The following is a 22,584-nucleotide window of genomic DNA, read 5'->3' as shown; positions in this document are numbered from 1 at the left end:
CCGGTGATCGGCGGCCCCGGTCACTTCGCGCTCGCTGAGCCTCGCCGCTCACTCGCGAGACGGGGTGCTCCCTGCCGTGGCCTGGAGATACGCTGCCAGCTTCTCCCGCGCCGCGGCCAGCCGCGCGAGCGACCGCTCCCGGCCGAGCACGCGCAGCGTCTCGAACAGCCCCGGCGAGACCATGCGGCCGGTCACCGCCACCCGGATGGGCATGAAGAGCTGGCCAGTCTTCAGCCCGAGCTCCTCTGCCAGCCCCCGCAGCCGCCGCTCGAGATCGCCCTCGTCGCTGAAGTCGGCCTCGCGCAGCGTCTCGATCACGCGCTCCAGCGCGTGGAGCACCGTGGCCGGCTCCACCTTGCGGGCCAGCAGCAGCTCGGGGTCGTAGTCCTCGACCTCGGTGAAGAAGAAGCGGGTCAAATCGACGACCTCGGTCAGCAGCTTGAGGCGGTCTTTGACCAGCGCCACCACCTCGCGGACGTAGGCATAGGCCGGGGTAGACGGGTCACCGGCCTCGGGCGGCACCAACCCGGCCTCCTGGAGCAGCGGCACGCAGCGCCGGGCCAGATCGTCGAGCGAGAGAATGTGGTTGATATAGTACTGGTTCATCCAGAGAAGCTTCTCGAAGTTGAAGCGGGCCGGGTGCGGGTTGACTTCCTCCAGCCGGAACTTCTCGAGCAGCTCCTCGCGCGAGAAGATCTCCTGCTCGGCGTCGTAGGCCCAGCCGAGGAGCGCCAGGTAGTTGATCATCGCCTCCGGCAGGTAGCCCTGGCGCTTGAACTCCAGCACGCCGGTGGCGCCGTGGCGCTTGCTCAGCTTGCCCTTGCCGTCCGGGCTGAGGATCAGCGGCAGGTGGCAGAGCACCGGCATCTCCCACCCGAAGGCACGGTAGAGCTGGTAGTGCAGCGGCGCGCTGGGGATCCACTCCTCGGCGCGCAGGATGTGGCTGATGCGCATGTAGTGGTCGTCCACCACGTTGGCCAGGTGATAGGTGGGGAAGCCGTCGGACTTGAGCAGCACTAGATCCTGCAGCAGCCGGTTCTCGTAGGTGATCTCACCGCGCAAGAGATCGACGATCGTCGTCTCGCCCTCGAGCGGCATCTTGAAGCGGATCACCGCCGGCTCGCCGCGGGCCAGCCGCTCCTCGACCTCGGCCGGCGGCAGGTTGCGGCAGTGGCGGTCGTAGCCGGGCGGCTCGCCGCGAGCGCGCTGCCCCTGGCGCACCCGCTCTAGCCGCTCGGGCGTGCAGAAGCAGTAGTAGGCATGCCCCGCCAGCACCAGCCGCTGGGCGTGCTCGCGGTAGAGGTGGAGCCGCTGGCTCTGGACATAGGGCCCGTACGGCCCGCCGACGTCCGGCCCCTCGTCCCAGTACAGGCCCAGCCAGCGCAGCGACTCGATGATCCCGGCGATGCTCTGGCCAACCAGCCGCGCCTGGTCGGTGTCCTCGATGCGTAGGATAAACGCCCCGCCGTGCTGGCGGGCAAACAGCCAGTTGAACAGCGCCGTGCGCGCCCCGCCGACGTGCAGGTCTCCGGTCGGGCTGGGCGCGAAGCGCACGCGTACCTGATCCGTCATCGACCTCTCCCGGCAACCCCGGCCCCGAGGGCCCGAAGGCACGCTCGCCTCGACCGTCGCTCAAGTATGGCACGCGAGGGTGACGGCTGTGCGAGCGAGCCGGGCCAGGGATTGACACAGCCCTAACCTTCTTCTACGATAGCTATACCGGTTCAGCTACGCGGAACGGGCTTCGGCGACGATGAAGGGCAGGCACGTCACCGTCCGGCAGGTCGCCCGCGAAGCGGGGGTATCGGTCGCCACCGTCTCCCACTACCTCAACGGCCGCTACTCGGAGATGAGCGCGGCCACCCGCGAGCGCGTCCAGGCGACCATCGAGCGGCTGGGCTATCGCCCGAACGAGCTGGCGCGCAGCCTGGCCCGCCGCCGTACCGCCACCATCGGGCTGATCATCAGCAGCCTGACCAACTCGCTCTACCCGCTGGTGATCCTGGGCGCCGAGGCCGCGTGTCGCCGGGCCGAGTACAGCCTGCTTCTCGCCGACGCTCCCGATGTGGAGTCCGAGCGCCGGGCCGTCGATTTGATGCGTCGCAAGCAGGTCGATGGCCTCATCCTCTTCTCGATCTCGCTGATCGGGATCGCCAACGAGCACCTGTTCCGCGCCCAGGCCGAGGGCACCCCGGTGGTCGTCATCAACCGCGATCTGCCGGCCGAGGCGCCGATCTCCCAGATCCAGTTCGACAACTTCCGCGGCGCCTATCTCGCCACCAAGCACCTGATCGAGCTCGGACACCGCCGGATCGCGCACATCACCCACCCGCTGAACCGGTTTACCGCGATCAGCCGGCGGGCCGGTTACACCGCTGCGCTCGCCGAGGCTGGCCTCGAGCACGACCCCTCACTCGTAGTCTCCGGCGACTACAGCTTCGAGAGCGGCTACGAGGCAACGCGTTCCCTGCTCGAGCGACAGCCGAGCGCCGTCTTCGTCGGCAGCGACGCGATGGCTGCCGGCGCCCTGCGTGCCCTGCGCGACGCCGGGCGTGAAGCACCGCACGACCTCTCGCTGGTCGCGTTCGGCAACCCGGACTACATCCGCTACTCTACCCCGGCGCTCACGACCGTGGATCTTCCGATCGCGGAGGCGGGCGCGATCGCCGTGGAGCTCTTGTTGGAGCGGATCGGCGAGCCCGAGGCGCCGGCGCAGACCCGCGTCCTGCAGCCGAAGCTCCTGATCCGCGAGACGACAGCCCCGCCCCAACCACGTCGAAAGGAGGTGGGTGAGCAGCCGTAGCCGCCTAGTACTGGCGTGCGAGTCTGAGCGTGCACATCTGTTCAGATCATCGAGCGGGGCGCGCTGCTCTGGAACCAGCACTGTCTGCGCATGGTCGGCGGCACGACCTCCGCTCTCGGTCGTAGGGAAGGAGCGCTCATGGCCTGGCCCAACCTGGGTCTCGCACACCGCCCCGCAGTGACCGGAGCCCGCGGGGCCGTTGCCTCGGCTCACCCGCTGGCCTCGCTGGCCGGTCTCACTATGCTCCAGCAGGGCGGCAACGCGATCGACGCCGCAGTGGCGATCGCGGCGACGCTCAACGTCGTCGAGCCGTTTATGTCCGGGGCGGGCGGGGTAGGGTACATGGTCATCACCACGCCTGGAGCGACAGCGCCGGTGGTGCTCGACTACACCGGCCGGGCACCGGCCGCCGCGACCCCCGACGCCTTCGCCGAAGAGGGAAGCAAGGACGACGGCATCCGCTCACCGCTCGTTCCCGGTGCAGTTGCCGGCTGGCTGGCGGCACTCGAGCGCTACGGCTCGCTGGATCGAGCGACCGTATTCGCCCCGGCGATCTACTACGCCGAGCACGGCTTCCCCATGACCATCAAGGGCCACTGGTTCTTCTCCCAGTGGGTCGAGCGGCTGCGGCGCTGGGAAACCTCCAGCCGGGCCTACCTGCACGACGGCGAGGCGCCCCAGCCAGGCGCGATCCTGCGCCAGCCGGATCTGGCCCGCACGTTCCGGCTCATCGTCGAGGGCGGGGCCGAAGTCTTCTACCGGGGTCCGATCGGAGCCGAGATCGCCCGCTTCTCGCAAGCCCACGGCGGCCTCCTCACCGAAGCAGACCTGGCGACCTACGAGCCGGCCTGGCTGGAGCCGATCTCCACCGACTACCGGGGCTACCGGGTCTTCTGCCCGCCACCGCCGTGCAGCGGGATCCAGTACCTGATCACGTTCAACATTCTGGAGGGCTTCGACCTGGCGGCCATGGGACAGGGCTCGGCCGACCACATCCACTACCTGGCCGAGGCGATGAAGCTCGCCGTCGCCGATCGCGCTACCTACGCCGCGGCGCCGAACCCGCCGGTCGCCGGCCTGCTCTCCAAGGAGTACGCCGCTCTCCGGCGCCGGCTGATCGACCCCGAGCGGGCCGGTTACAGCGGCGGCGAGCGCTTCACCTCGACCAAGCATCCCCGGGAGATCCTGCCCGGTAGCCCAGAGTCGATCCTGCGCGAGAGCACGACCCACTTCGTCGCCATCGACGCGGCCGGCAACGCGGTCGCCTGCACCCAGACGCTCGGCGGCCCGTTCGGCTGCGGGATCGTCCACGGCAACACCGGGCTGGCGCTCAACAACTTCGCGCACTGGTTCGATCTCGACCCCGCGAGCCCCAACGTGATCGCGCCGAACAAGAAGGTCGAGATGTGCCTCTCGCCTTCGCAGGTGTGGCGCGACGGGAGGCTCTTCCTGATGGTGGGCACACCGGGCTCGTTCGGCATCATGGAGACCACGCCCCAGATGATCATCAACGTGCTCGACCACGGCTTCAGCATCCAGGCCGCGATCGAGGCGCCGCGCTTCCGAACGCTGACCGGCACGGAGCTCGCGATCGAGAGCCGGATCGAGCCGGCGGTCGTCGAGGAGCTGCGCCGCCGCGGGCACGACGTCCAGCTCCTCGAGCCCTGGACACCGTTCGTCGGCGGCGGGCAGGGGATCCTGATCGACCCGGAGACGGGGGCGTTCTTCGCCGGGGCCGATCCGCGCCGAGACGGCTACGCGCTGGCGTTCTGAGAGGAGCGACCTTCTAGAACATCGGAGGAGGGGTTCTATGGCACAGCGAACGGTACCGGCCATCAGCCGGGAAGAGCTTCTCGACCGGGTCAACCGGCTGCCGCGCGTCCCCTTTGCCCACCTACCCACCCCGCTCGAGGAGATGCCTCGACTCCGCGAGGCCCTCGGCCCACGAGCGCCACGTCTCCTGGTCAAGCGGGACGACCTGACCGGCTTCGCGCTCGGCGGCAACAAGGTACGCCACCTGGAGTACCGGCTGGCCGACATCCGGGCCCAAGGGGCCGACACCATCATCGTGGCCAACGTGGCCCAGTCGAACCATGCGCGGCTGCACGCGGCGCTGGCTGCCCGCTTCGGGCTGACGACCTATATCCTGAAGATCCCCAGCCACAAGGACACTCCGGTCAACGGCAACCTGCTGCTCGACCACATCGTAGGCGCGCGGATCGTCGAGGCCTCCAGCGCCGACCCGGCAGTGGTCGACCGGGAACTCGACGAGCTGGCGGCGCGGCTGGAGGACGAGGGGCGAAGGGTCTACAACGTGCCCAAACATCCCTCCTGCAAATCAGACGGCAGCATCGCCTACCTGGCCGCCGCAGTGGAGCTGCTGGGGCAGCTCGAGGAGCGAGGCTTGCGGGCAGATCACCTCTTCCTGGCGGCCGGTACGTCCTCGGGCGGGCTGGCGCTGGCCGGCAAGGTGCTCGGCGAGCCGTACCGGGTGCACGCGGTGAGCGTGGGTGGGAGCCGCGAGCAGGTCACGGCGCTGGTCTGTGACGCTGCCAACGGTGCCGCGGAGCGGCTAGGGCTGGATGCGCGGCTAGAGCCGGCGGACATCTCCGTCTACGACGAGTACGTCGGCGAGCGCTACGGCGTGCCGACGCCGGCCTGCCTGGAGGCGATCCGGCTCGCTGGCCGCACTGAGGGGCTGATCCTGGATCCGGTCCACACCGCCAAGGCGTTCTCAGCGCTGATCGACCAGGTGCGGCGGGGAACGATCGGTCCGGACGAGACGGTCGTGTTCGTCCACACCGGCGGTATCCCGATCACCTTCGCCTACAGCGAGGAGATCCTAGCCGGCCTGGCAGGCGCCTGAGACCGACGCGGCCGACGTGGGGCAATATGCTGGCCGATGGGCGGGCCTACGTGGCGACGGCGTGGTGGCTCGCTACCTTCCCTGGCCTCGCCATCATGCTGACCGTGCTGTCGATCAACATGATCGGTGACTGGCTCCGCGACGCGCTCGACCCGCACCTGCGCAACATCGAGTAGCCCTCTCCCGCCCAGCCCGGTAGCCTGCCCCACGCGTTCTGTTGGCCAAGAGCGTCGACCATCTCCGCCGGGAGAGAGACCACAATGAGCAAATGTCTCCCCCCGCTGCTGGCACTCGCGCTGGCCGCGCCGGCTTCGGCCCATCACCACGGCATCATGCCGCTCCGCTGCGTGCCGGTCGATAGAGCTCTCACCGGCGCCAACGCGACCAACGGCACCTCGGCCGCCGCAGCCAACGGCGGGCCGATCAGCGGCCTGATCCCGCGCAACGTGGGTAGCGCGCCGCTCACGCTTGGCGACGGCGGCTTCAACGCGGCGACTTGTACAGTCCTGGGTGACGACGGCTAGCCCGACGAGCGAGGCAACCGTCCGGTAGTGGCCCGCTCCTGGCCGCGCTGGCACCGATGCCATTCCGCCTTCGAAAGAGACGCCCGCGAGCTGGCCTCCTCAGACCCGTGCTGGGCGATACGCGCGCTGGCGAGCAAACTCGGCCGCCGACCGCCCGGCCTGGCGGCCGAAGACCGCCCCGGCCGCCAGCCCGCTACCACCAGGGTAGTTGTGGTAGAACAGCCCGCCTACCAGCTCGCCCGCCGCGAACAGCCCGGGGATCGGCCGGCCCGACCGGTCGAGTACCCGAGCCGCGCCGTCGATCCGCAGACCTCCGTACGTGAAGGTGATCCCGCAGGTCACCGGGAACGCCAGGTAGGGCGGCGTGTCGAGCGGCAGCGCCCAGTTGCTCTTCGGCGGCACGATCCCGGCTGTCCGCTTGCCGTCCTTCACCGCCGGGTCGAACGCGCCGGGCTGCACCGCCGCGTTGAACGCCTCCACTGTCCGCTCCAGCCCCTCGGGGTCGATCCCGGCACGCTCGGCCAGCTCGCGCAGGCTGCCAGCCTCGACCCGCGTGACCTCTGGCCCCCGGTAGTCCGCCTGCAAGAGCGGCGCCGTCTTGGCATCGAAGATCTGCCAGGCCAGGGCCCCTGGCTGCTTGAGGATCTCGGCCCCGTAGCGGGCGTAGGTGTAGTTGCGGAAGTCTGCTCCCTCGTCGAGGAAGCGCTGGCCATGCCGGTTCACCACGATCCCTAGCGGGTAGGACTGTCGCGAGTAGCGGTGCCGCACCGTCCGGTCGCCGTGCGGTGGCGACTGGGCGTCCCAGGCGATGCTGTGGCAGCCGCTCCAGTGCCCGGCCGGCTGTGCCCCGAGTGCGAGCGCTGCTTGGAGCGCCTCTCCGGTGTTGTAGGGCGTGCCCCGCACCCTGGCCAGATCCCAGCCAGATCCGAGGTACATGGCCCGCAACCGTGGATCGGCTTCGAAGCCGCCGGCCGCCAGCACCACCGCGCCGGCTCGGATCTCCTCTCTCCCCGCAGGAGTGACACACACGAGACCCGCAGGGTGCCCGTCTTCGAGCAGCAGGTCGACTGCCGCCGTCTCGTAGCGGATCTCCACCCCGTTCCGCTCGGCGATCCTGGCGTGCGCCTCGATAAGTCCAACACCCTCGCCGGCAGCCCCGAGCACCAGCCCGCCCCAGAAGCGGTACCGACCGCCGGAGAGATACGCCTGGCGCTCGTAGAGCAGGACGTAGCGCAGGCCGAGATCGTAGAGCCAGCGAACCGTCCCGGCGATGTCGTGCACGAGAATCTCGCTCAGCTCGGGGTCGCAGCGCCCCTCGGTGACTCGGCGCAGGTCGGCCAGGAAGTCGTCCGGGGTATACGGCGGCAGCTCGGTGCGCTCGAGGCGCTCATCTCCAGGATCGGCAAGGAGGGGGCGGAGGTCGTCGAGGCTGTGGTAAGTCGTGCGGATGGCACCGGCAGTGAAGGCGCTGTTGCCGCCGGCCCACTCTCGCGGCGCCTTCTCGACCAGGAGCACCCTGGCACCGCACTCCCGGGCTGCGTGGGCAGCGCAGAAGCCGGCGTTGCCCGAGCCGACGACGATGGCGTCGTATGCCGCTGCGTTCACCGCTTTCCTCCCGTTCAGAGGCGGCCCGCACAGTGCTTCCAGGGTAACCGGACAACGCCCTCGGGGTCGAGCTCAATTGGCCGGGTACCGCCAGCGCTACTCCATGCCAGCATGCGTCGGCAGTTCAGCGTGCGGGTAACCGTCCCAGGTAGCGCCGAAGAGATGCCAGCGGAAGGCCTCGTTCAACGCGCGCAGCGTCGCCTCGATATTCTCGCGGATCGGCTGGCCCTCCGGCGTGAACCAGGGGCCGACCGGCTCCGGTGGTAGTACCTGTTCGGCATGGGTCGGCACGTCGCCGTGCGGGTTGCCATCCCAGGAGATTCCCCAGAAGTGCCAGCGGAAGGACTCGACGAGGCTGCGCAGCGTCGCCTCGGTAGCCGCCTGGTCGAAGCCGGCCTCGCTCACCCAGACCGGCACTGGCTCGCCAGGGACGATCTCCTCGGCATGAGTGGGCATGTCGGCCCGATGGTCGACGCCGTCCCAGCTCATACCGTAGAGATGCCAGCGGAAGGCCTCTACGAGGGCACGCAGCGTCGCGTTGATCCGCTCGGCTTTCGGCTGCCCGTTCCCGTCGAACCAGACGGACTCGCCTGGGTCGTCGCTCACCACGAAATCCCAGAGAATCCGGAGCGTGTCGCCCTGCTGATCGCGGGCAAGCGCCTCGACAGTGTACAACCCGGGGCCGAGCGCAAGACTCGCCGCGAGCTCGCCCGACTGCGCCGCGAACTCCTGCCCGGCTACCCGGACGACCAGTTCGACGACAGGCGTGTCCGATACCGCGACTGCGCGCACCGTCACCGACCCTGGAGCGACGCGGCCGTACCGGGCAGGTTCGAGGACGGTGAAGACCGGCTGCGGGCCAGCCACTGGCGGCTGGCCGGGCTCAGGCTGCTCCGGCTGCTCGGGCTGCCCGGGTTGCTCCGGTTGCGGAGCCTCTGCGCGCTCACGGCCGATCGTGCAGCCGGCGTCGGCGCAGACGTCCTCGAGGAAGGCCAGCGTGTCTTCATCGATACGCCGGGCGACGTTCGCCGCCGCGCGCTCGTGCGACACCACGCCGACGATAACTTGATCGGAGGAGCGCCAGACGGGCCCGCCGCTCATTCCCTGGTAGGCGTCAGCATCCATGAAGAGGAAGTCATCGGTCACGCGGAGAAATCCGGTCCCACCGGCCCACCACTGCGTCCCCTCCGGCTTGTCCCCGGGGTAGCCGGCGACCGTATAGGAGAAGCCCGGGTCCGCGAGCTCCTCGCTCGAGAGCGCCCCGACCGGAAGCCAGCCGGCTTGCTCGCCGATCGGAGATGCGAGCGCGACCACCCCGAGGTCGAACTCGGGGCCCCCGAGCTCCACCCATCCCGCTGGGACGACCACGCTGGCCGCGACCTCGTAGCCGTAGGGCCAGGTCTCGCCGTCAGCGCCCGGCACGACCGCGAGCTCTTCGACCCAGCCTCCTTCCTCATGGTCATAGAGACAGTGAGCTGCCGTCAGGACGACGTCCGGGCCGATCAGCGCGCCGCTACAGACAACCCAAAGATCGTCCACGATCCGGCCGGCTACGAGGACCACCGCCGAGGAGGGAAAGGCTGTCGTCGGGGACTGCTGGACGCGGTCATCGGGAGGAAAGACGCGCTGGTAGCCGGCCACCGGCTCAGCCGCGCTCTGTCGTCGAGGTGCCACCCCTGCCTGGTTCGCGGGACGGTGCGCGACCGGGGCAAAGCCGGCCGCAGGACCACCCGAAGCGGCCGCCGGCACGCCCCCAGGCTCGGCAGTCGAAGCCAGCGCGCTCAGCAGGAGCGCAAGGATAGCCAGCCACCAGGAGAGCCGCCGGCCCGTCATGGCAGTCTGTCGCACGGATGACTCCTCTCACATCCCAGACCGGCCAGCGCCTTCGCTGGGCGCCGGCCTCCCTTCCCTCGGTGCAGCGCGGTGCCGCCCCTCGTATAGTATCGGCAGCACGGCAGGAAGGTAGCGGTTCCCGCTCTACTGGCATCGAGCATCTGGCACTCGCGCACTCAACCCGCGCTCCTGCCGGGACGCTGCGCGCCGTAGGATACTGCCCAGCGCCGGGTCAGGACGACCGGAGAAGGAGCGAACGATGCCTCAGGAGCCGGAGACTCAGCGAGCCATGGTCATCGTCGCGCATCCGGACGACGCGGAGTTCGGCTGCGCCGGGACGGTCGCTCGCTGGTCAGACGAGGGCTGGCACGTCACCTACGTCATCCTCACCGACGGGTCAGGCGGCGGCCCCGATGACGCGATGGACGTCGGGCCGGCCGCCCGGCAGGCGATCAGCCGGCAGCGTAAGGCCGAGCAGCGAGCCGCTGCCGACGTGCTGGGAGTGAAGGAGGTGCTCTTCCTCGACTACCCCGACGGATCACTGCAGCCGACCCTCGAACTGCGGCGCGACATCGTGCGAGTCGTCCGGCAGTACCGCCCGGCTCGCGTCATCATCCCCTCGCCCGACCGCGTCTGGGTCCCCAGCTATGTCCTGCGCCGGCAACACCCCGATCACCTGGCCGCTGGGCAGGCCGCCCTGGCGGCGCTCTACCCGGCAGCGCAAAACCCCTGGGACTTCCCGGAACTGCTGGCGGAAGGGCTTGCGCCGCACCGGGTCTCAGAGATCTACGTCATCGGAGCACCAACCCTGAACTACGCCGTGGACATCACCAGCACGCTCGACCGCAAGATCGAGGCGCTCCGCGCCCACCGCAGCCAGCTCGGCGACCGGTTCGGCGAGATCGAGCGGATGATCCGCACTGCGGCCGCCGAGCGCGGAGTCAAGCACGGCATGGAGTACGCCGAGGAGTTCCACCGCATCGTCCACTGGTGAGACCGTCGAGCCAGACAGTGCCCGCCCGGCTGTGCGACAATTGCGTCGCCTGGAGCGGTGACTCCCGGGCGAGATGCCTGTGGCTCGAGCGCCGGCGACAGGTGAAGCTGGGAGCGTGGTAGTACAGGGCAGTCGCAGAGCGGGAGCGGGAAGAGTTGCTCCGGAAAAGCTGAGCGAGGATACCCGTGGCTGACGAGGTGCAACGACTCCTGCACTACATCGCCGAGCACTACACCGGGCTCGAGGAGGCTAAGGACGTCGAGCGCAGCGCCGCTGCCGAGACGGCTGAGGAGATCATTGCCGGGCAGCGGCGGGTCATGCGCAAGGAGCGGGCGCTGGCCGATCGACTGGCCCGCCCCTTCCAGCGTGGCCTGCACCGCGCCTACGCCGCCTACCGCGCTGGAGGGAACGCCATCTCGCTGGACGATCGAGATCCCGAAGAGAACCAGATCGCCGAGGCGCTCATCCACTTCCTGGTCGGCCCAGGGCTGGCGCACTCGATGACCCGGGAGACTGAACCGATGCACTATACCTACATCATAACCATCAACTGGGCCAGGCTGGCCGCGCTGGCGCACGAGGCCAACGTCGATCTCGACGCGCTGCTGAAGCCGACGACGTGACGAGATGATGACCTCCCTGGCCAAAGCCCGAGAGGCCTGGCAGCAGCCAGACACTCGCCTCCAGCAAGCGGCAGGACGGATCGGCGTGCGGTTCCGCAACCTGGAGCTGCTCCGCCAGTCGCTCACACACCTCTCCTACGTCAACGAGCTCAGCCCGCACCTCCGCGATGCGGTTCGACAGTCCAACGAGCGCTTGGAGTTCCTCGGCGACGCCGTGCTGAGCCTGCTCGTCGCCGAGTTCCTCTTTCGTCGCTATCCGGACGCGCCGGAAGGCGAGCTGACTGCCTATCGCACGGCACTGGTGCGCACCCAGACGCTGGCACGCTGGGCCCGCCAGCTCGGCCTGGACGACGTCCTCTACCTCGGGCGCGGTGAGCAGCCCGAGCCTGGCCGGCCGGTCAGCGAGCGGATTCTGGCCGGTGCCTTCGAGGCGGTGCTGGGAGCGATCTACCTGGATCGCGGGATCGGCGTGGCTCGCCGCTTCCTGATTCGCCTGCTGGAAGCCGAGGCAGACGAGCGAATCAGCGTCCACCAGGAAGCGAACTACAAGGGCCGGTTACAAGAGCTCACCCAGGAGCGCTTGCACATCACACCGGTGTATCGGACCATTGCGGTATCCGGACCGGCTCACCAGCGGACCTTCACGGCGGAGGTTCTGATCGGCGAGCGGCCTTTGGGTGTCGGCCACGGGCCGAGCAAGCGTGCCGCCGAGCAGGAGGCGGCGCGCCGGGCGATCGAGCGGTTGATGGCGGAGGGGGTCGATCGAGATCATGGGGCTCTATGATCAGCTCACCATCTTCGGCGGGAACTCCAACCCGGAGCTCACGCGCGCGATCTGCGCCTACATCGATATCCCGCCTGGTCGCATCGAGGTCTTCAAGTTCTCCAACGAGAACATCTTCGTCCGCGTCGGCGAGAGCGTGCGGGAGAACGACGTCTTCGTCATCCAGTCGTTCTCCAGCCCGGTCAACGAGAGCATCATGGAGCTCCTGATCATCATCGACGCGCTGAAGCGCGCCTCGGCCGGGCGGATCACCGCGGTGATCCCCTACTACAGCTACGGCCGCACCGACAAGAAAGACCAGCCACGGGTACCGATCACCGCCCGGCTCATCGCCGACATGATCACCGTCGCGGGCGCCGATCGGATCCTGACCGTCGACCTCCACGCCGGCCAGATCCAGGGCTTCTTCAACATCCCGGTCGACGAGATGACCGCTCTCCCCATTCTCGCCCGCTACTTCCAGGAGAAGGCGCTGGAGAACCCCGTGGTCGTCTCGCCCGATCTCGGCAGCACCAAGCGTGCCCGGAACTTCGCCGAGGAGCTGAACGCTCCTCTGGCGATCATCGAGAAGCGCCGGCTCGGCAACGACGAGCGCACCGAGACGCTCAACCTCATCGGCAGCGTCGAAGACGCCTCGGTCATCCTGATCGACGACGAGATCGATACCGCCAGCTCGATCACCCAGGCGGCCCAGCTCTGCATGGCGCGGGGCGCACGGGCGATCTACGCCGCCTGCACGCACCCGGTGCTCAGCGGCCCGGCCATCGAACGCCTGCTTACCAGCCCGATCCAGGAGGTCGTGGTCACCGACACCATCCCACTGCCGCCCCACAAGCGCATCGACAAGATCACCGTCCTCTCGGTGGCGCCGCTGCTCGGCGAGTCGATCCAGCGGATCCACACCGGCGCCAGCGTCAGCCTGGCGTATCGCAGCGCCGGCCGGCTGCCGATGCGGTGAGGGGCACGCCGCGCTTGACGTTTCGTCCAGCCGCGTGCCAGCATTGTGCCCAACGGTGAGCCGGCGCGATCGGGTGAGAGGCTCCAGCGCGAGATCCCTGCCGCGCGCCGATTGACGAACGGGTCGACCGACGGATCGGAATCGCTCAGGGACAGGAGACGCCGGCCGGTGCCAGGGTATCGCTCTCCCTATTCCCGGCGGCCGCAGCGACGTAATACCGTCTCCACGCTCTTCATCGGCACGCTCGTCCTGGTGGTGCTCTCCATCGGCTTCTTCGTGCTGGCCGATCGCCTCGGCCAGGCCAGCCAGCAAGCGAGTGGGCCAGAGGCCACCACCGGCCCGCAGGCCACCGCCAGCCCGACGCCGAGCTTCCGCTCGCCTCGCGATGTGGTCGAGGCCTTCGTCGAGCGCTGGACGCGCGGCGACTACGCCAGCATGTACGACCTGCTCTCCGAGGCCTCGAAAGCGCACATCAGCGAGGAAGACTTCGTCGCGCGCTACGAGGGGATCGCCGAGGAGATGGGCCAGCGCTCGATCGAGGTGACGATCGGCCAGGCCCCCGAGGGCGCCACGCGCATCCCGGTTCACATCGTGCGCCAGACCGACCGGGTGGGGACGCTCACCGAAGACAACGCCATCCCGGTCGTCGAGCAAGACGGGGAGTACTGGATCGACTGGACGCCCTCGGTGATCGTCGCCGACCTGGCCGACGGCTTCGTCCGCTGGATTCCTTCGGTACCCCAGCGAGGCCGCATCCTCGACCGCAAGGGACGGCCACTGGCCCACCTGGGCACGGTCAACAAGGTGGGCGTCATCCCCGGCCAGATCCAGGACGAGCAGGCCCTGCTCGACACGTTGAGCCGGCTCCTCCAACTGCCCCCGGAGACGATCAAGCAGCGCTACCAGGGCGGCCAGCCCGACTGGTTCATGCCGATCAAGAGCCTGCCCGACCCGATCGATCCGGCCGTGCTTCAGGAACTGGCCGGCATCCCCGGCGTGGTCGTCCGCCAGTGGCCAGAGCGGGTCTATCCGGCCGGGCCAGCAGCCGCGCACGTGACCGGCTACCTGACCGAGATCACCGGCGACGAGCTGCAGCAACTCGCCGAGCGCGGCTACGAGCCGGGCGACCGGATCGGCCGCGCCGGGATCGAGGCCTGGGGAGAGCAGTACCTGCGCGGCAAGCGCGGCGGCCGGCTGGTCATCGTCGGGCCCGACGGCCAGGAGCGCAGAGTGCTGGCCGAGGTGCCCAGCGAGCCGGCAGCCGATGTCGTCACCACCATCGACCTCGACCTCCAGATGGCCGCCTACCAGGCACTCGGCGACCGCACCGGGAGCATCGTCGTCCTCGACCCGAACAGCGGTGCCATCCTGGCGATGGTGAGCAACCCGACCTTCGACCCCAACCAGTTCATCCTCGGCCATACCGAGGAGAGCTGGGCAGCGATCAACGACGAGCAGCGGCGGCCGCTGCTGAACCGGGCTACTCAGGTCGGCTACCCGATCGGCTCGACCTTCAAAGTCGTCACGATGGCTGCCGGGATGCAACACCTCGGGCTGACGGCACAGTCCGTTTTCGATTGCCCGGCGACGTTTTCGCTGCCGGGAAGCTCGCAGGTCTGGCGCGACTGGAACCCCCGCGGGCAGGGGAGGCTGAGCCTGCACAACGCGCTGGTGCAGTCCTGCAATACCGTCTTCTTCCAGATCGGGGCCGAGCTCGACAGCCGGGAACCGAACCTGCTGCCCCAGATGGCCCGCGCCTTCGGCTTCGGCTCGGAGACCGGCGTCCCGGAGCTCCCAGAGGTCGCGGGGATCGTGCCCGACCCAGAGTGGAAGCTCCGCACGCACGGGGACTACTGGGCTCGCGGCGACGCGGTCAACCTCTCGATCGGCCAGGGCTTCTTCCTGGCCACGCCGCTCCAAGTGGTCGACGCCTACGCGGCGCTGGCGAACGGCGGCACGCTGTGGCAGCCCTACCTGGTGCAGGAAGTAGTAGCGATCGACGGCACGAAGCTCTACACTGCTGAACCCAAGTCGCGCGGCACGCTCCCCATCTCGCCGGAGATCCAGGCAGCGATCCGCTCGGCCATGCGCGACGTGACGTCCGCCCCCAACGGCACGGCCACCGCCGCGTTTCAGGGTGTAGCCCAACCGGTGGCCGGCAAGACAGGCACCGCCGAGTCCGGTCAGGAGCAGCCGCACGCCTGGTTCACGGCCTTCAGCCCGGTCGACAGCGCCCGCCTGGCGCTCACGGTGATGGTCGAGCACGGCGGCGAGGGCTCACGCACGGCTGCGCCGATCGCCCGCCAGGTCATCGACGCGGCCGTGCGAAGCGGGCTCATACCCTGACCCTCCTATCCGTCGCCATGACTGTAGTCCTTGCGTGATCCTCGACCGTTTCAGTACTTCTCGGCCATCGACCGCAAGCGCGCGTCTCCGTAGGCTCGATGACGGCGTAAAACACGCTGCTGTTACACGCGTGGGGACTCTCAGTCCGATGGGCGAGCGCCTCGCGTCCCGGAGACCAGCGCCTATGTCGACCACCACTGCTCACCGGCCGAGCGGTCATGCGGTACTCGGCGCTTTCCTCGCCCTCGTCACCTTCGCGAGCGGGGTGACGCTGTTCGCTATGCGGGTCACGCACGCGCCTGGCGAGGCCGGCTGGGCGATGTTCCCCTCATCGGGGCTGGGACTCGCGCTCTTCGCGATCGGGCTGAGCTACGCCATCCGGGATCGCTGGCAGGAGGCCAGGAAGATCGGGATAGCCACGGCAGTTCTCGGCTGCCTCGCCGTGCTAGCGGAGATCTGGAGCCTGTCCGTCGCCTCGCCGACGCCGTTCAGCCTGGCTTGGCTCTGGGCCCCCTCGCTCCAGTCCCGAGCCGTCGTCGGCCTCGCTGGGCTCGGGCTCCTGCTGGCCGAGGAGCGCACCACGAGCAGGCTCCGGCTCGCGCTGCTGTGCGTCAGTGGCGCCATCGTGACGTTCATCCCGGCGAACCTGGCCCTCGCGCTGGCGCTCGACTTCCCGGAATGGGTCATCGGCGGCAGCTTCGCGGCGTTGGCGCTCGCTCCGGCGGAGCAACGGCTGCTAGTGGCAGAGTTCAGCGACAATCTCGCCCTGTCGCTCCGCTGTGCAGGGGCGGCAGCGGCCGGCCTGGGCTTGCTGCTCCTGGCCTGGAATGCTGAGCGCCGGGCCGGCTATCCCTGGCCACGCTGGCTGCCCCCGGTCACTCTGCTGCTGGGCATCTGGCTCTCGATCGCGATCGCGGGCGCGTTGTGGGCGCAGGAAGAGAGCACGCGAATCCGTCTTGCGCCTGATGCCGTCCCGGGTGCATCGACCCCACTGCCCGAGATGGCGCTCGCCTTCGGAGTGGCGACCGCCGGGCTGCTTACCGTTGCGCTGTGGCAGACCCGCCGGGCGGCGGAGGCGGCCGAGCAGGCAAGGCTCGCCAACCGCCAGCTCCAGGACGAGATCGACGAGCGCCGTCAGGTTCAAACAATGCTGGCTGAGCGCGAGGCGCGCTTGCGGCTCGTCCTCGAACAGGTGCCCGCCATCGTGTGGACGACCGACCGCGACCTCCGCTTTACCTCAGCCAGCGGTGCCGGCCTGAGCGCCCTGGGAATGGACGACTCGTCGCTGCTGGGCAAGGCCGTCGTCAGCATCGCCGAGGACGACGCCGAGCGGGCGTTCTTGCTCGAGCGCTACCAGCTCGCGCTCGCTGGCACGCCGCAAGAGTTCGAGCTGAGCTACGGCGGCCGCGACTACACCTTGCGTCTCGAGCCACTGCGCGACCTCGCCGGCGAGGTCGCCGGCGTCATCGGCATCGCCCTGGACATCACCGAGCGCACGCAGATGGAGTCCCAGCTCCGCCACCTGGCTTTGCACGATCCGCTCACCGGCCTCCCCAACCGGGCCTACCTGCTCCAGCACCTGGCCAGGCTCGCGGACACCGGGGGCGACGCTCCCCGCTCGACCCGGCCGTTCGCGCTGCTCTTGCTCGACCTCGATGGGTTCAAGCAGGTCAACGACACGTTCGGCCACCCGGCCGGCGACCGGCTGCTGGTGGAAGTGAGCCACCGGCTGTCCCGGAGCCTCCGCTCGTCCGATCTGGTCGCCCGGCTCGGAGGTGACGAGTTCGTGATCGTCGCCCAGGGGGCCGATGAGCGCGCGGCCCTGGCCCTGGCCGAGCGGATCGCGCGCGAGCTAGAGCGGCCGATCCGGATCGACGGGCACGCCGCTACGATCCGGCCGAGCACCGGTATCGCCATCGGCGAGCCGGGTCACTTCGATCCCGACACCCTGCTCCGCGACGCCGACATCGCGCTCTACCGGGCGAAGGCGCTCGGGCGCGGCCGGGCAGTCGTCTTCGAGCCCTCGATGTACCGGGAGACCGTCACCCGAGCGCGGCTGGAAGCGCAGCTCCGCGAGGCCTTCGAGCAGGAGCAGCTCTCGCTCCGTTTCCGGCCAGTCGTCGAGCTGGCCTCGGGACGGCTCTTCGGCTTCGGCACGGAGATCGGCTGGGAGAGCGCGGGGTCGCGCATCGTCCCGGCCGAGGAGATCGTCCCGCTGGCCGAGGACGCCGGGATCGTCGTCCCGATCACCCGGTGGGCGCTCCGGGAGGCGATCGACTGGCTGGCAGAAGCGGGCGCGCGCCTGCCCGCGATGCCTGCCCTGGTGCTGGAACTCGCCAGCAGCGAGCAGATTCGCCCCGAGCTGGCTGACGAGCTCGACCGGCTGCTCGGCGGCGCCGGGATCCCGCCCGAGCGCCTGATCCTCGCGCTGCACGGGCCGGCGCTCTCGACAGCGACGGCGGGGGGCATCGAAACCCTCCAGACCCTCCAGGCACGCGGGGTGCCGCTCTTCGCCGGCGGGTACGAGCTCGCTGGCGCTCCGCTCGCCCTCCTGACGGGGCTTCCAGTGAGCGGCATCACCATCGCCCCGGCGCTGGTCTCCGCGCTCGACGAGGGCCCGCTAGTACCCGCGATCGTGCGGGCACTGGTTCGGCTGGCTGAGGAGCTGGGGATCGCCACGCTCGCCCAGGGCGTGAGCACGCGCGAGCAGTGCGCGGCGCTCGCTCGGTTCGGCTGCAGGCTGGCGCAGGGAGAGCTATTCGGCCCGACCGCCGACAGCGCGGCTGCCCTGGCCCTGGCGCAGGACGTCGAGCATCGAAACCTGATCGGGCCGCTCCCGCTGGTTCAGCCCGATTGACGGCGCCGCCCGGGAACCGTATCCTCCGGATGCTGCCAGACAAGTCGTCCCGCCGAGACTCCAGCGGAGTCCGGGGAGGGTCGGGCAGGGTGGCCGTCATACTCGCGCTCGGTGGCGTTCTGTCCCTGGCCATCGGAGCGCTCTGCGTCAAGGAGTACCTGAGAACCCGGCAGACGATCGGGCTCGTCAAACTGGTGAGCCCATGCACCGTCGCCGAGCTCGCCGACCGCTTGCCTGGCGAGGTCGTCGAACTGAAAGGGATCGTCCGCTGCGCGACGCCGCTGACGAGCGAGATCACCGGGCGCCCCTGCGTCTACTACCACTCGGTGACGACGCGGGAATACGTGCCGGCCAGCGGGGACGGAAAGGGGAGCAGCTTTCGGCAACGCCGTTCCGAGAAGATTTCGGAGAACGAGCAGCGCATCGCCTTCCAGCTCGAGGACGCGACCGGCCAGGTCACCGTGAACCCCTTCGACGCGGAGATCGATGCCCGCAAGCTGGTGGATCGGTTCGAGCCGTATGCTGGCGTGCCGGCCGGCTCGATCACGGTCGGCGGCATCTCGATCGAGTTCGGTGGCGACAGTCGCACACTGGGGTTCCGGAAGGTGGAGCACGCGGTGCTAGTCGACCAGCCGGTGTACGTCCTGGGAGTACTCCAGGACGACGGGACGATCGGGCCGCCGCCCGAAGGCAGCCGGCTGCGCCGATTCCTGATCAGCGCGCGCTCGGAAGAGGAGTTGGCCAGGGATCTCTGGAAGAGATCGTACCTGCTCGTGGCCAGCGCGACCGTGAGCTTTCTGGTGGGCGCCTGGATGCTCTCTGCCGCCGCGGTAAGGACGCTGGCATCCTTGTTCTGAGATGGCGACGCAGCGCAGCGCGACGCTCCCGGCGGAGCGCGCTACGAGGCGAGGAGCAGGCCATGAGCAGCACGCCGACCGGCACGCGGAGGCGACCGCCTATCGAGCGTGGCGACCGGATCCCGGACTTCACGGCACCGGCAGCCGACGGTGAGACAGTCAGCACGCGGCGCTACTACCTGCGGCGGATCCTGGCGCTGGTCTTCACTCACCGCTGGCCCTGCGCGGCCTGCCAGGACTACCTCCGGGCGATCGCCGAGCGGATCGAGGCGATCCGCGCCGAGGCCGGGGAGGTCGTGGCGGTGCTGCCGCTCGGGCCGGAGGTGGCGCTGGGCAACCTGGCGACATTGCCGTTCCCGGTAGCGTTGGCCGACGACGTGGAGATCCACGAGCGCTACGGCCTGGCGGCGAGCGACGGCCGCCCGCTGGCCGGAGTGGTCATTGCCGACCGCACCGGCACGGTCTACGAGGTGGATTTAGCAGACGAGGCACACCGGCTGCTGGATCCGGAGGAGATCCGGGGCTGGCTCGAGTTCGTGTCGTACGAGTGCTCGGAGTGCTGGGTCGACCGCGCGCAGGCGCCCAGGGGACGCTAGGCCAGCACGAGGAGTGGCGCGGCGAGTTCCGCTGCCAGCCGGCACCGCGCCTGGGCTCAAACCCAGCGCGAGGGGGCGCTTCACGGCGCGGCTGGCTGCTCAGGAGCCTCGACAGGACTCCGCGCGACCGGAGCGTGAGCGTAGGCCAGCGGCGTTGCGTGATCCGGAGCGGGAGAGTCGCGACGCAGGGCAGGCCAGAAAAGGTATCTCCCCCGCTGGCAGTATCGCTGGCGGGGGAGTCCTTCTCAGGATTGCGCCCCACGGGCACGGTGGGGCATCGAGGGCGGGAAGGGTGGGATTCGAACCCACGGGGGCCGGTTTACGCCAGCCCCAATCGCTTAGCAGGCGACCCCTTTCGACCTCTCAGGCACCTTCCCGTGCTGGGCCACCGCGGCGGAGAGGGAGGGATTCGAACCCCCGGGGCTCATCGCCCTGCTGTTTTCAAGACAGCCGCCTTCAACCACTCGGCCACCTCTCCGCGCACCCACGAACTCGCCACGAGCGAGGCTGTCGTCGTGAGGCCCGTAGGCAGAGTATAGCACTCTCGGTAGACGCTTGACTATGCCGGCGCGCGAGGTGCGTCGCTCGCCCGAGTCCGCGACACGCCCCAGATCCTGATCACTACGCGTTCAGAGCGATAACCTCAGTGACGGCTTCGCTCAGAAGCCGACCGAAAACGAGAAACGGGACAAGGGCTAGACCTCCTCTCTTGGCTCAAGAGGACACAAACCACGGCGGGAGCCATCACGGCCGGGCTCATGAGCGAGGCGACGGCGAGCGAGGCGGTACGGTGACGCCAGTGTACGCCGCGAGCCGGGCAGATTGAGCAGGTCAAGCGCCGAGCAACCACCGCCCGCTTCCGGGTCAGAGGATGACCGCACTCCTGTGCGACAGTGCAGCGGGTAGCGGCGGGCAGGGTGTAGACGAGGTCAGTAGTGGGAAGGCAGTCCCTTGACATCGCAAATGCAGTGAACCAGAAACTTCCCACTCTCAACGCGCCACAGTTTCTATCGAACCGAGCAGCTCGGCATTTCGGCTAAGGCTATGGAGCGAACTGCTAGTACTGGCCGAAACCGAAACATCAATGCTGCTCGTACCACACTCGACTATGGGTTCGGGGGCTCAGAAGGACGTGCAGGCGACGTCCGCGCAAACGTTCGCCGACTGTACACCAAACCGAGAAGGACGGCAGCATGCATCAAAGACCGATACATCGCAGACGCCAGTCGTTCAGGGTCGCCCGCGAGCAGCGCGATTCCCGAACCCCCTAGAGACAGTGCTGCCCAAATCACCGCGAGCCAGAACACCTTTGCGTGACCGATGAAGACAAGTCCTCCAAGCACGATCCAGACGACCGCGAGCACCAAGGAGAGCACGGATAATTCGGCTAACTCACCAGCATAGGTAAGCATTAACACTCCGAGACCGAAGGAACACCACAAGACACCGATAAGCCACCGCACCCAAACGCGCAGATCTGCGAGTCTCCAACCAAGGACACCGGTCACGATCAGACCCAAGCCAACGAACGTCAACGGCGACGGCGCCCCGAAGAGCATGGGATCGATTCCACACCACAACGTAAGACCGCAAACGATTGCGAGAACCGCGAAGACGCTGACCGGAGGTACTGACGCATTCTTCTCACTCACAACGCACCTCACCTCAGCGGCGCACGAGCTGCTACCGTCCGACTGATAGACCGCACATGCCAGGGTCTGAGGTTCGCCTGTGCCAGCCGCGCCAACGCAGACCCGCGTGCCGCCCACGCCCACTGCCGGCCGATCAGAGACCGTCGAACAGATCGCGCAGTGTCCGACCTTCCGAGCGGCGCAAGAGGTTGTACGACCGCATCGGTACGATCGCTACCGATGGCCAGCCCCTTTTCACGGTTGGAACGGCGGCGTTACGGGCCCTGCTGAGAACTCGCGAAACCCCACTCGCGCTGGATGCAACCGTCTCCCTCGTCAGCTCCACGCCCTCCACCGTCCTGCCGAAACAGAGTCGGATCCCAATGGTTCCCATCCTTCATCATGTTGTTTCAAGCCTTCATAGGTACTGTCGAAACCCGATCTAGCAATGTTTGAGCAGTACTTGCAGGATCGAGTTTCAAGCCCTCATAGGTGCGGTCGAAACCTGCTGACATATTCGTACCTTTGTGTGAGTGGGTAGGATTCAAGCCCTCATAGGTACTGTCGAAACCGGTGATCGGCGGCCAGCGGCTGGGCGACGGGACGGCCGTTTCAAGCCCTCATAGGTACTGTCGAAACACGATTCCTCGCGCGCGTCTCGGCGAGCGGGTCGACAGTTTCAAGCCCTCATAGGTACTGTCGAAACGTCGCCGGGTCAATCCCGAGCCCGAGCGGCATCGGGTTTCAAGCCCTCATAGGTACTGTCGAAACCGTCCAGTTTCCCTGCGCCGCCGATCGGCGCATTCGAGTTTCAAGCCCTCATAGGTACTGTCGAAACAAGGACGTGTACCGGCTCTGGCTAACGACCACGCCCGTTTCAAGCCCTCATAGGTACTGTCGAAACGTCTTTCGATAAGTCGCTGACCAGGAATGCTTCAAAAGTTTCAAGCCCTCATAGGTACTGTCGAAACGGGCAAACCTTCCGGAAAGACGTCCGGCCCGTTCCTTGTTTCAAGCCCTCATAGGTACTGTCGAAACGCGACTCCAGCCTACCACACGCTCACCAAGATCGCCAGTTTCAAGCCCTCATAGGTACTGTCGAAACTCCAGGGATGGTTCTCTCCGGCCGTTTTCGAGCTGCGAGTTTCAAGCCCTCATAGGTACTGTCGAAACAGCCGCGCCCCCAGACCTTCGGATGCCCGTGGAAGCGGTTTCAAGCCCTCATAGGTACTGTCGAAACCCGTCGTGATCGTCCTCGACGCGACCGAGACGCCCGTTTCAAGCCCTCATAGGTACTGTCGAAACGA

General features: G+C 68.3%; 15 protein-coding genes, 2 tRNA genes, 1 pseudogene and 1 CRISPR repeat array. Of the genes and pseudogenes, 13 read left to right on the top strand and 5 right to left on the bottom strand.

Annotated elements, in window-relative coordinates; all coding sequences use genetic code 11:
• Positions 1–48: 48 nt before the first annotated feature.
• The gene (gene gltX, locus NET02_RS05015) at positions 49–1,572 is read right to left on the bottom strand and encodes a glutamate--tRNA ligase (protein ID WP_284056282.1); all 1,524 of its coding nucleotides are present in this window, start codon (positions 1,570–1,572) and stop codon (positions 49–51) included.
• Between the two features lie 181 nt (positions 1,573–1,753).
• On the opposite strand from gltX, the gene NET02_RS05010 reads away from it, so the two are divergent.
• The 5 genes and pseudogenes from NET02_RS05010 (at position 1,754) to NET02_RS04990 (ending at position 6,193) form a co-directional block, all read left to right on the top strand.
• Positions 1,754–2,803: a LacI family DNA-binding transcriptional regulator gene (locus NET02_RS05010; protein WP_284056281.1), complete on the top strand. Its 1,050-nt coding sequence runs from the start codon at positions 1,754–1,756 to the stop codon at positions 2,801–2,803.
• 138 nt (positions 2,804–2,941) lie between these two features.
• Positions 2,942–4,576 (top strand): gamma-glutamyltransferase, encoded by a 1,635-nt coding sequence (gene ggt, locus NET02_RS05005; RefSeq protein WP_284056280.1) that lies wholly within the window; start codon positions 2,942–2,944, stop codon positions 4,574–4,576.
• Positions 4,577–4,613: 37 nt separating this feature from the next.
• On the top strand, positions 4,614–5,669 hold the full coding sequence (locus NET02_RS05000; protein ID WP_284056279.1) for a pyridoxal-phosphate dependent enzyme: 1,056 nt from the start codon (positions 4,614–4,616) through the stop codon (positions 5,667–5,669).
• 2 nt (positions 5,670–5,671) lie between these two features.
• Positions 5,672–5,845: pseudogene (locus NET02_RS04995) on the top strand (ABC transporter permease); the annotation flags it as partial.
• An 84-nt stretch (positions 5,846–5,929) separates the two neighbouring features.
• Positions 5,930–6,193 carry a hypothetical protein gene (locus NET02_RS04990; protein ID WP_284056277.1) on the top strand — a complete coding sequence of 88 codons (264 nt, stop codon included), beginning with the start codon at positions 5,930–5,932 and terminating at the stop codon, positions 6,191–6,193.
• 99 nt (positions 6,194–6,292) lie between these two features.
• On the opposite strand, the gene tcuA is transcribed toward NET02_RS04990, so the two are convergent.
• Together tcuA and NET02_RS04980 are read right to left on the bottom strand one after the other, a co-directional pair.
• Positions 6,293–7,798, bottom strand: coding sequence for an FAD-dependent tricarballylate dehydrogenase TcuA (tcuA, locus tag NET02_RS04985; RefSeq protein WP_284056276.1), 1,506 nt, complete (start codon positions 7,796–7,798; stop codon positions 6,293–6,295).
• 96 nt (positions 7,799–7,894) lie between these two features.
• The gene (locus tag NET02_RS04980) at positions 7,895–9,646 is read right to left on the bottom strand and encodes a trypsin-like serine peptidase (protein WP_284056275.1); all 1,752 of its coding nucleotides are present in this window, start codon (positions 9,644–9,646) and stop codon (positions 7,895–7,897) included.
• A gap of 244 nt (positions 9,647–9,890) precedes the next feature.
• On the opposite strand from NET02_RS04980, the gene NET02_RS04975 reads away from it, so the two are divergent.
• The 8 genes from NET02_RS04975 (at position 9,891) to NET02_RS04940 (ending at position 19,646) form a co-directional block, all read left to right on the top strand.
• Positions 9,891–10,625 carry a PIG-L deacetylase family protein gene (locus tag NET02_RS04975; RefSeq protein ID WP_284056274.1) on the top strand — a complete coding sequence of 245 codons (735 nt, stop codon included), beginning with the start codon at positions 9,891–9,893 and terminating at the stop codon, positions 10,623–10,625.
• Between the two features lie 185 nt (positions 10,626–10,810).
• Positions 10,811–11,248 (top strand): hypothetical protein, encoded by a 438-nt coding sequence (locus NET02_RS04970; RefSeq protein ID WP_284056273.1) that lies wholly within the window; start codon positions 10,811–10,813, stop codon positions 11,246–11,248.
• A gap of 4 nt (positions 11,249–11,252) precedes the next feature.
• The gene (rnc, locus tag NET02_RS04965; protein WP_284056272.1) at positions 11,253–12,032 is read left to right on the top strand and encodes a ribonuclease III; all 780 of its coding nucleotides are present in this window, start codon (positions 11,253–11,255) and stop codon (positions 12,030–12,032) included.
• On the top strand, positions 12,019–12,990 hold the full coding sequence (locus NET02_RS04960) for a ribose-phosphate diphosphokinase (RefSeq protein WP_284056271.1): 972 nt from the start codon (positions 12,019–12,021) through the stop codon (positions 12,988–12,990). Before rnc ends, NET02_RS04960 begins: the two co-directional genes overlap by 14 nt.
• A gap of 168 nt (positions 12,991–13,158) precedes the next feature.
• On the top strand, positions 13,159–15,336 hold the full coding sequence (gene mrdA / locus NET02_RS04955) for a penicillin-binding protein 2 (RefSeq protein WP_284056270.1): 2,178 nt from the start codon (positions 13,159–13,161) through the stop codon (positions 15,334–15,336).
• A 184-nt stretch (positions 15,337–15,520) separates the two neighbouring features.
• Positions 15,521–18,193 carry a putative bifunctional diguanylate cyclase/phosphodiesterase gene (locus NET02_RS04950; RefSeq protein WP_284056269.1) on the top strand — a complete coding sequence of 891 codons (2,673 nt, stop codon included), beginning with the start codon at positions 15,521–15,523 and terminating at the stop codon, positions 18,191–18,193.
• 89 nt (positions 18,194–18,282) lie between these two features.
• On the top strand, positions 18,283–19,050 hold the full coding sequence (locus tag NET02_RS04945) for an E3 ubiquitin ligase family protein (protein WP_284056268.1): 768 nt from the start codon (positions 18,283–18,285) through the stop codon (positions 19,048–19,050).
• 62 nt (positions 19,051–19,112) lie between these two features.
• On the top strand, positions 19,113–19,646 hold the full coding sequence (locus NET02_RS04940) for a redoxin domain-containing protein (RefSeq protein ID WP_284056267.1): 534 nt from the start codon (positions 19,113–19,115) through the stop codon (positions 19,644–19,646).
• Between the two features lie 284 nt (positions 19,647–19,930).
• On the opposite strand, the gene NET02_RS04935 is transcribed toward NET02_RS04940, so the two are convergent.
• Both NET02_RS04935 and NET02_RS04930 read right to left on the bottom strand, forming a co-directional pair.
• Positions 19,931–20,023 (bottom strand) — tRNA-Ser (locus tag NET02_RS04935).
• Positions 20,024–20,040: 17 nt separating this feature from the next.
• A tRNA-Ser gene (locus NET02_RS04930) sits at positions 20,041–20,124 on the bottom strand.
• Positions 20,125–21,684: 1,560 nt separating this feature from the next.
• Positions 21,685–22,582: direct repeats of the CRISPR family, unit length 30 nt; unit sequence GTTTCAAGCCCTCATAGGTACTGTCGAAAC.
• Positions 22,583–22,584 lie beyond the last annotated feature (2 nt).

This window comes from Thermalbibacter longus, assembly GCF_023806485.1.
Classification (GTDB): Bacteria; Chloroflexota; Chloroflexia; order Thermomicrobiales; family Thermomicrobiaceae; genus Thermalbibacter; species Thermalbibacter longus.
The sequence above is the reverse complement of the archived record's forward strand: the minus strand, read 5'-3'. Positions and strand labels throughout refer to the sequence as shown.

Bases quoted from the DNA above. Each gene is read 5' to 3' on its own strand.
- NET02_RS04990 (WP_284056277.1), top strand. From the start codon at position 5,930: ATGAGCAAATGTCTCCCCCCGCTGCTGGCACTCGCGCTGGCCGCGCCG.
- NET02_RS04950 (WP_284056269.1), top strand. From the start codon at position 15,521: ATGTCGACCACCACTGCTCACCGGCCGAGCGGTCATGCGGTACTCGGC.
- NET02_RS04960 (WP_284056271.1), top strand. From the start codon at position 12,019: ATGGGGCTCTATGATCAGCTCACCATCTTCGGCGGGAACTCCAACCCG.
- gltX (WP_284056282.1), bottom strand. From the start codon at position 1,572: ATGACGGATCAGGTACGCGTGCGCTTCGCGCCCAGCCCGACCGGAGAC.
- NET02_RS05000 (WP_284056279.1), top strand. From the start codon at position 4,614: ATGGCACAGCGAACGGTACCGGCCATCAGCCGGGAAGAGCTTCTCGAC.
- NET02_RS04940 (WP_284056267.1), top strand. From the start codon at position 19,113: ATGAGCAGCACGCCGACCGGCACGCGGAGGCGACCGCCTATCGAGCGT.
- NET02_RS04975 (WP_284056274.1), top strand. From the start codon at position 9,891: ATGCCTCAGGAGCCGGAGACTCAGCGAGCCATGGTCATCGTCGCGCAT.
- rnc (WP_284056272.1), top strand. From the start codon at position 11,253: ATGATGACCTCCCTGGCCAAAGCCCGAGAGGCCTGGCAGCAGCCAGAC.
- NET02_RS05010 (WP_284056281.1), top strand. From the start codon at position 1,754: ATGAAGGGCAGGCACGTCACCGTCCGGCAGGTCGCCCGCGAAGCGGGG.
- ggt (WP_284056280.1), top strand. From the start codon at position 2,942: ATGGCCTGGCCCAACCTGGGTCTCGCACACCGCCCCGCAGTGACCGGA.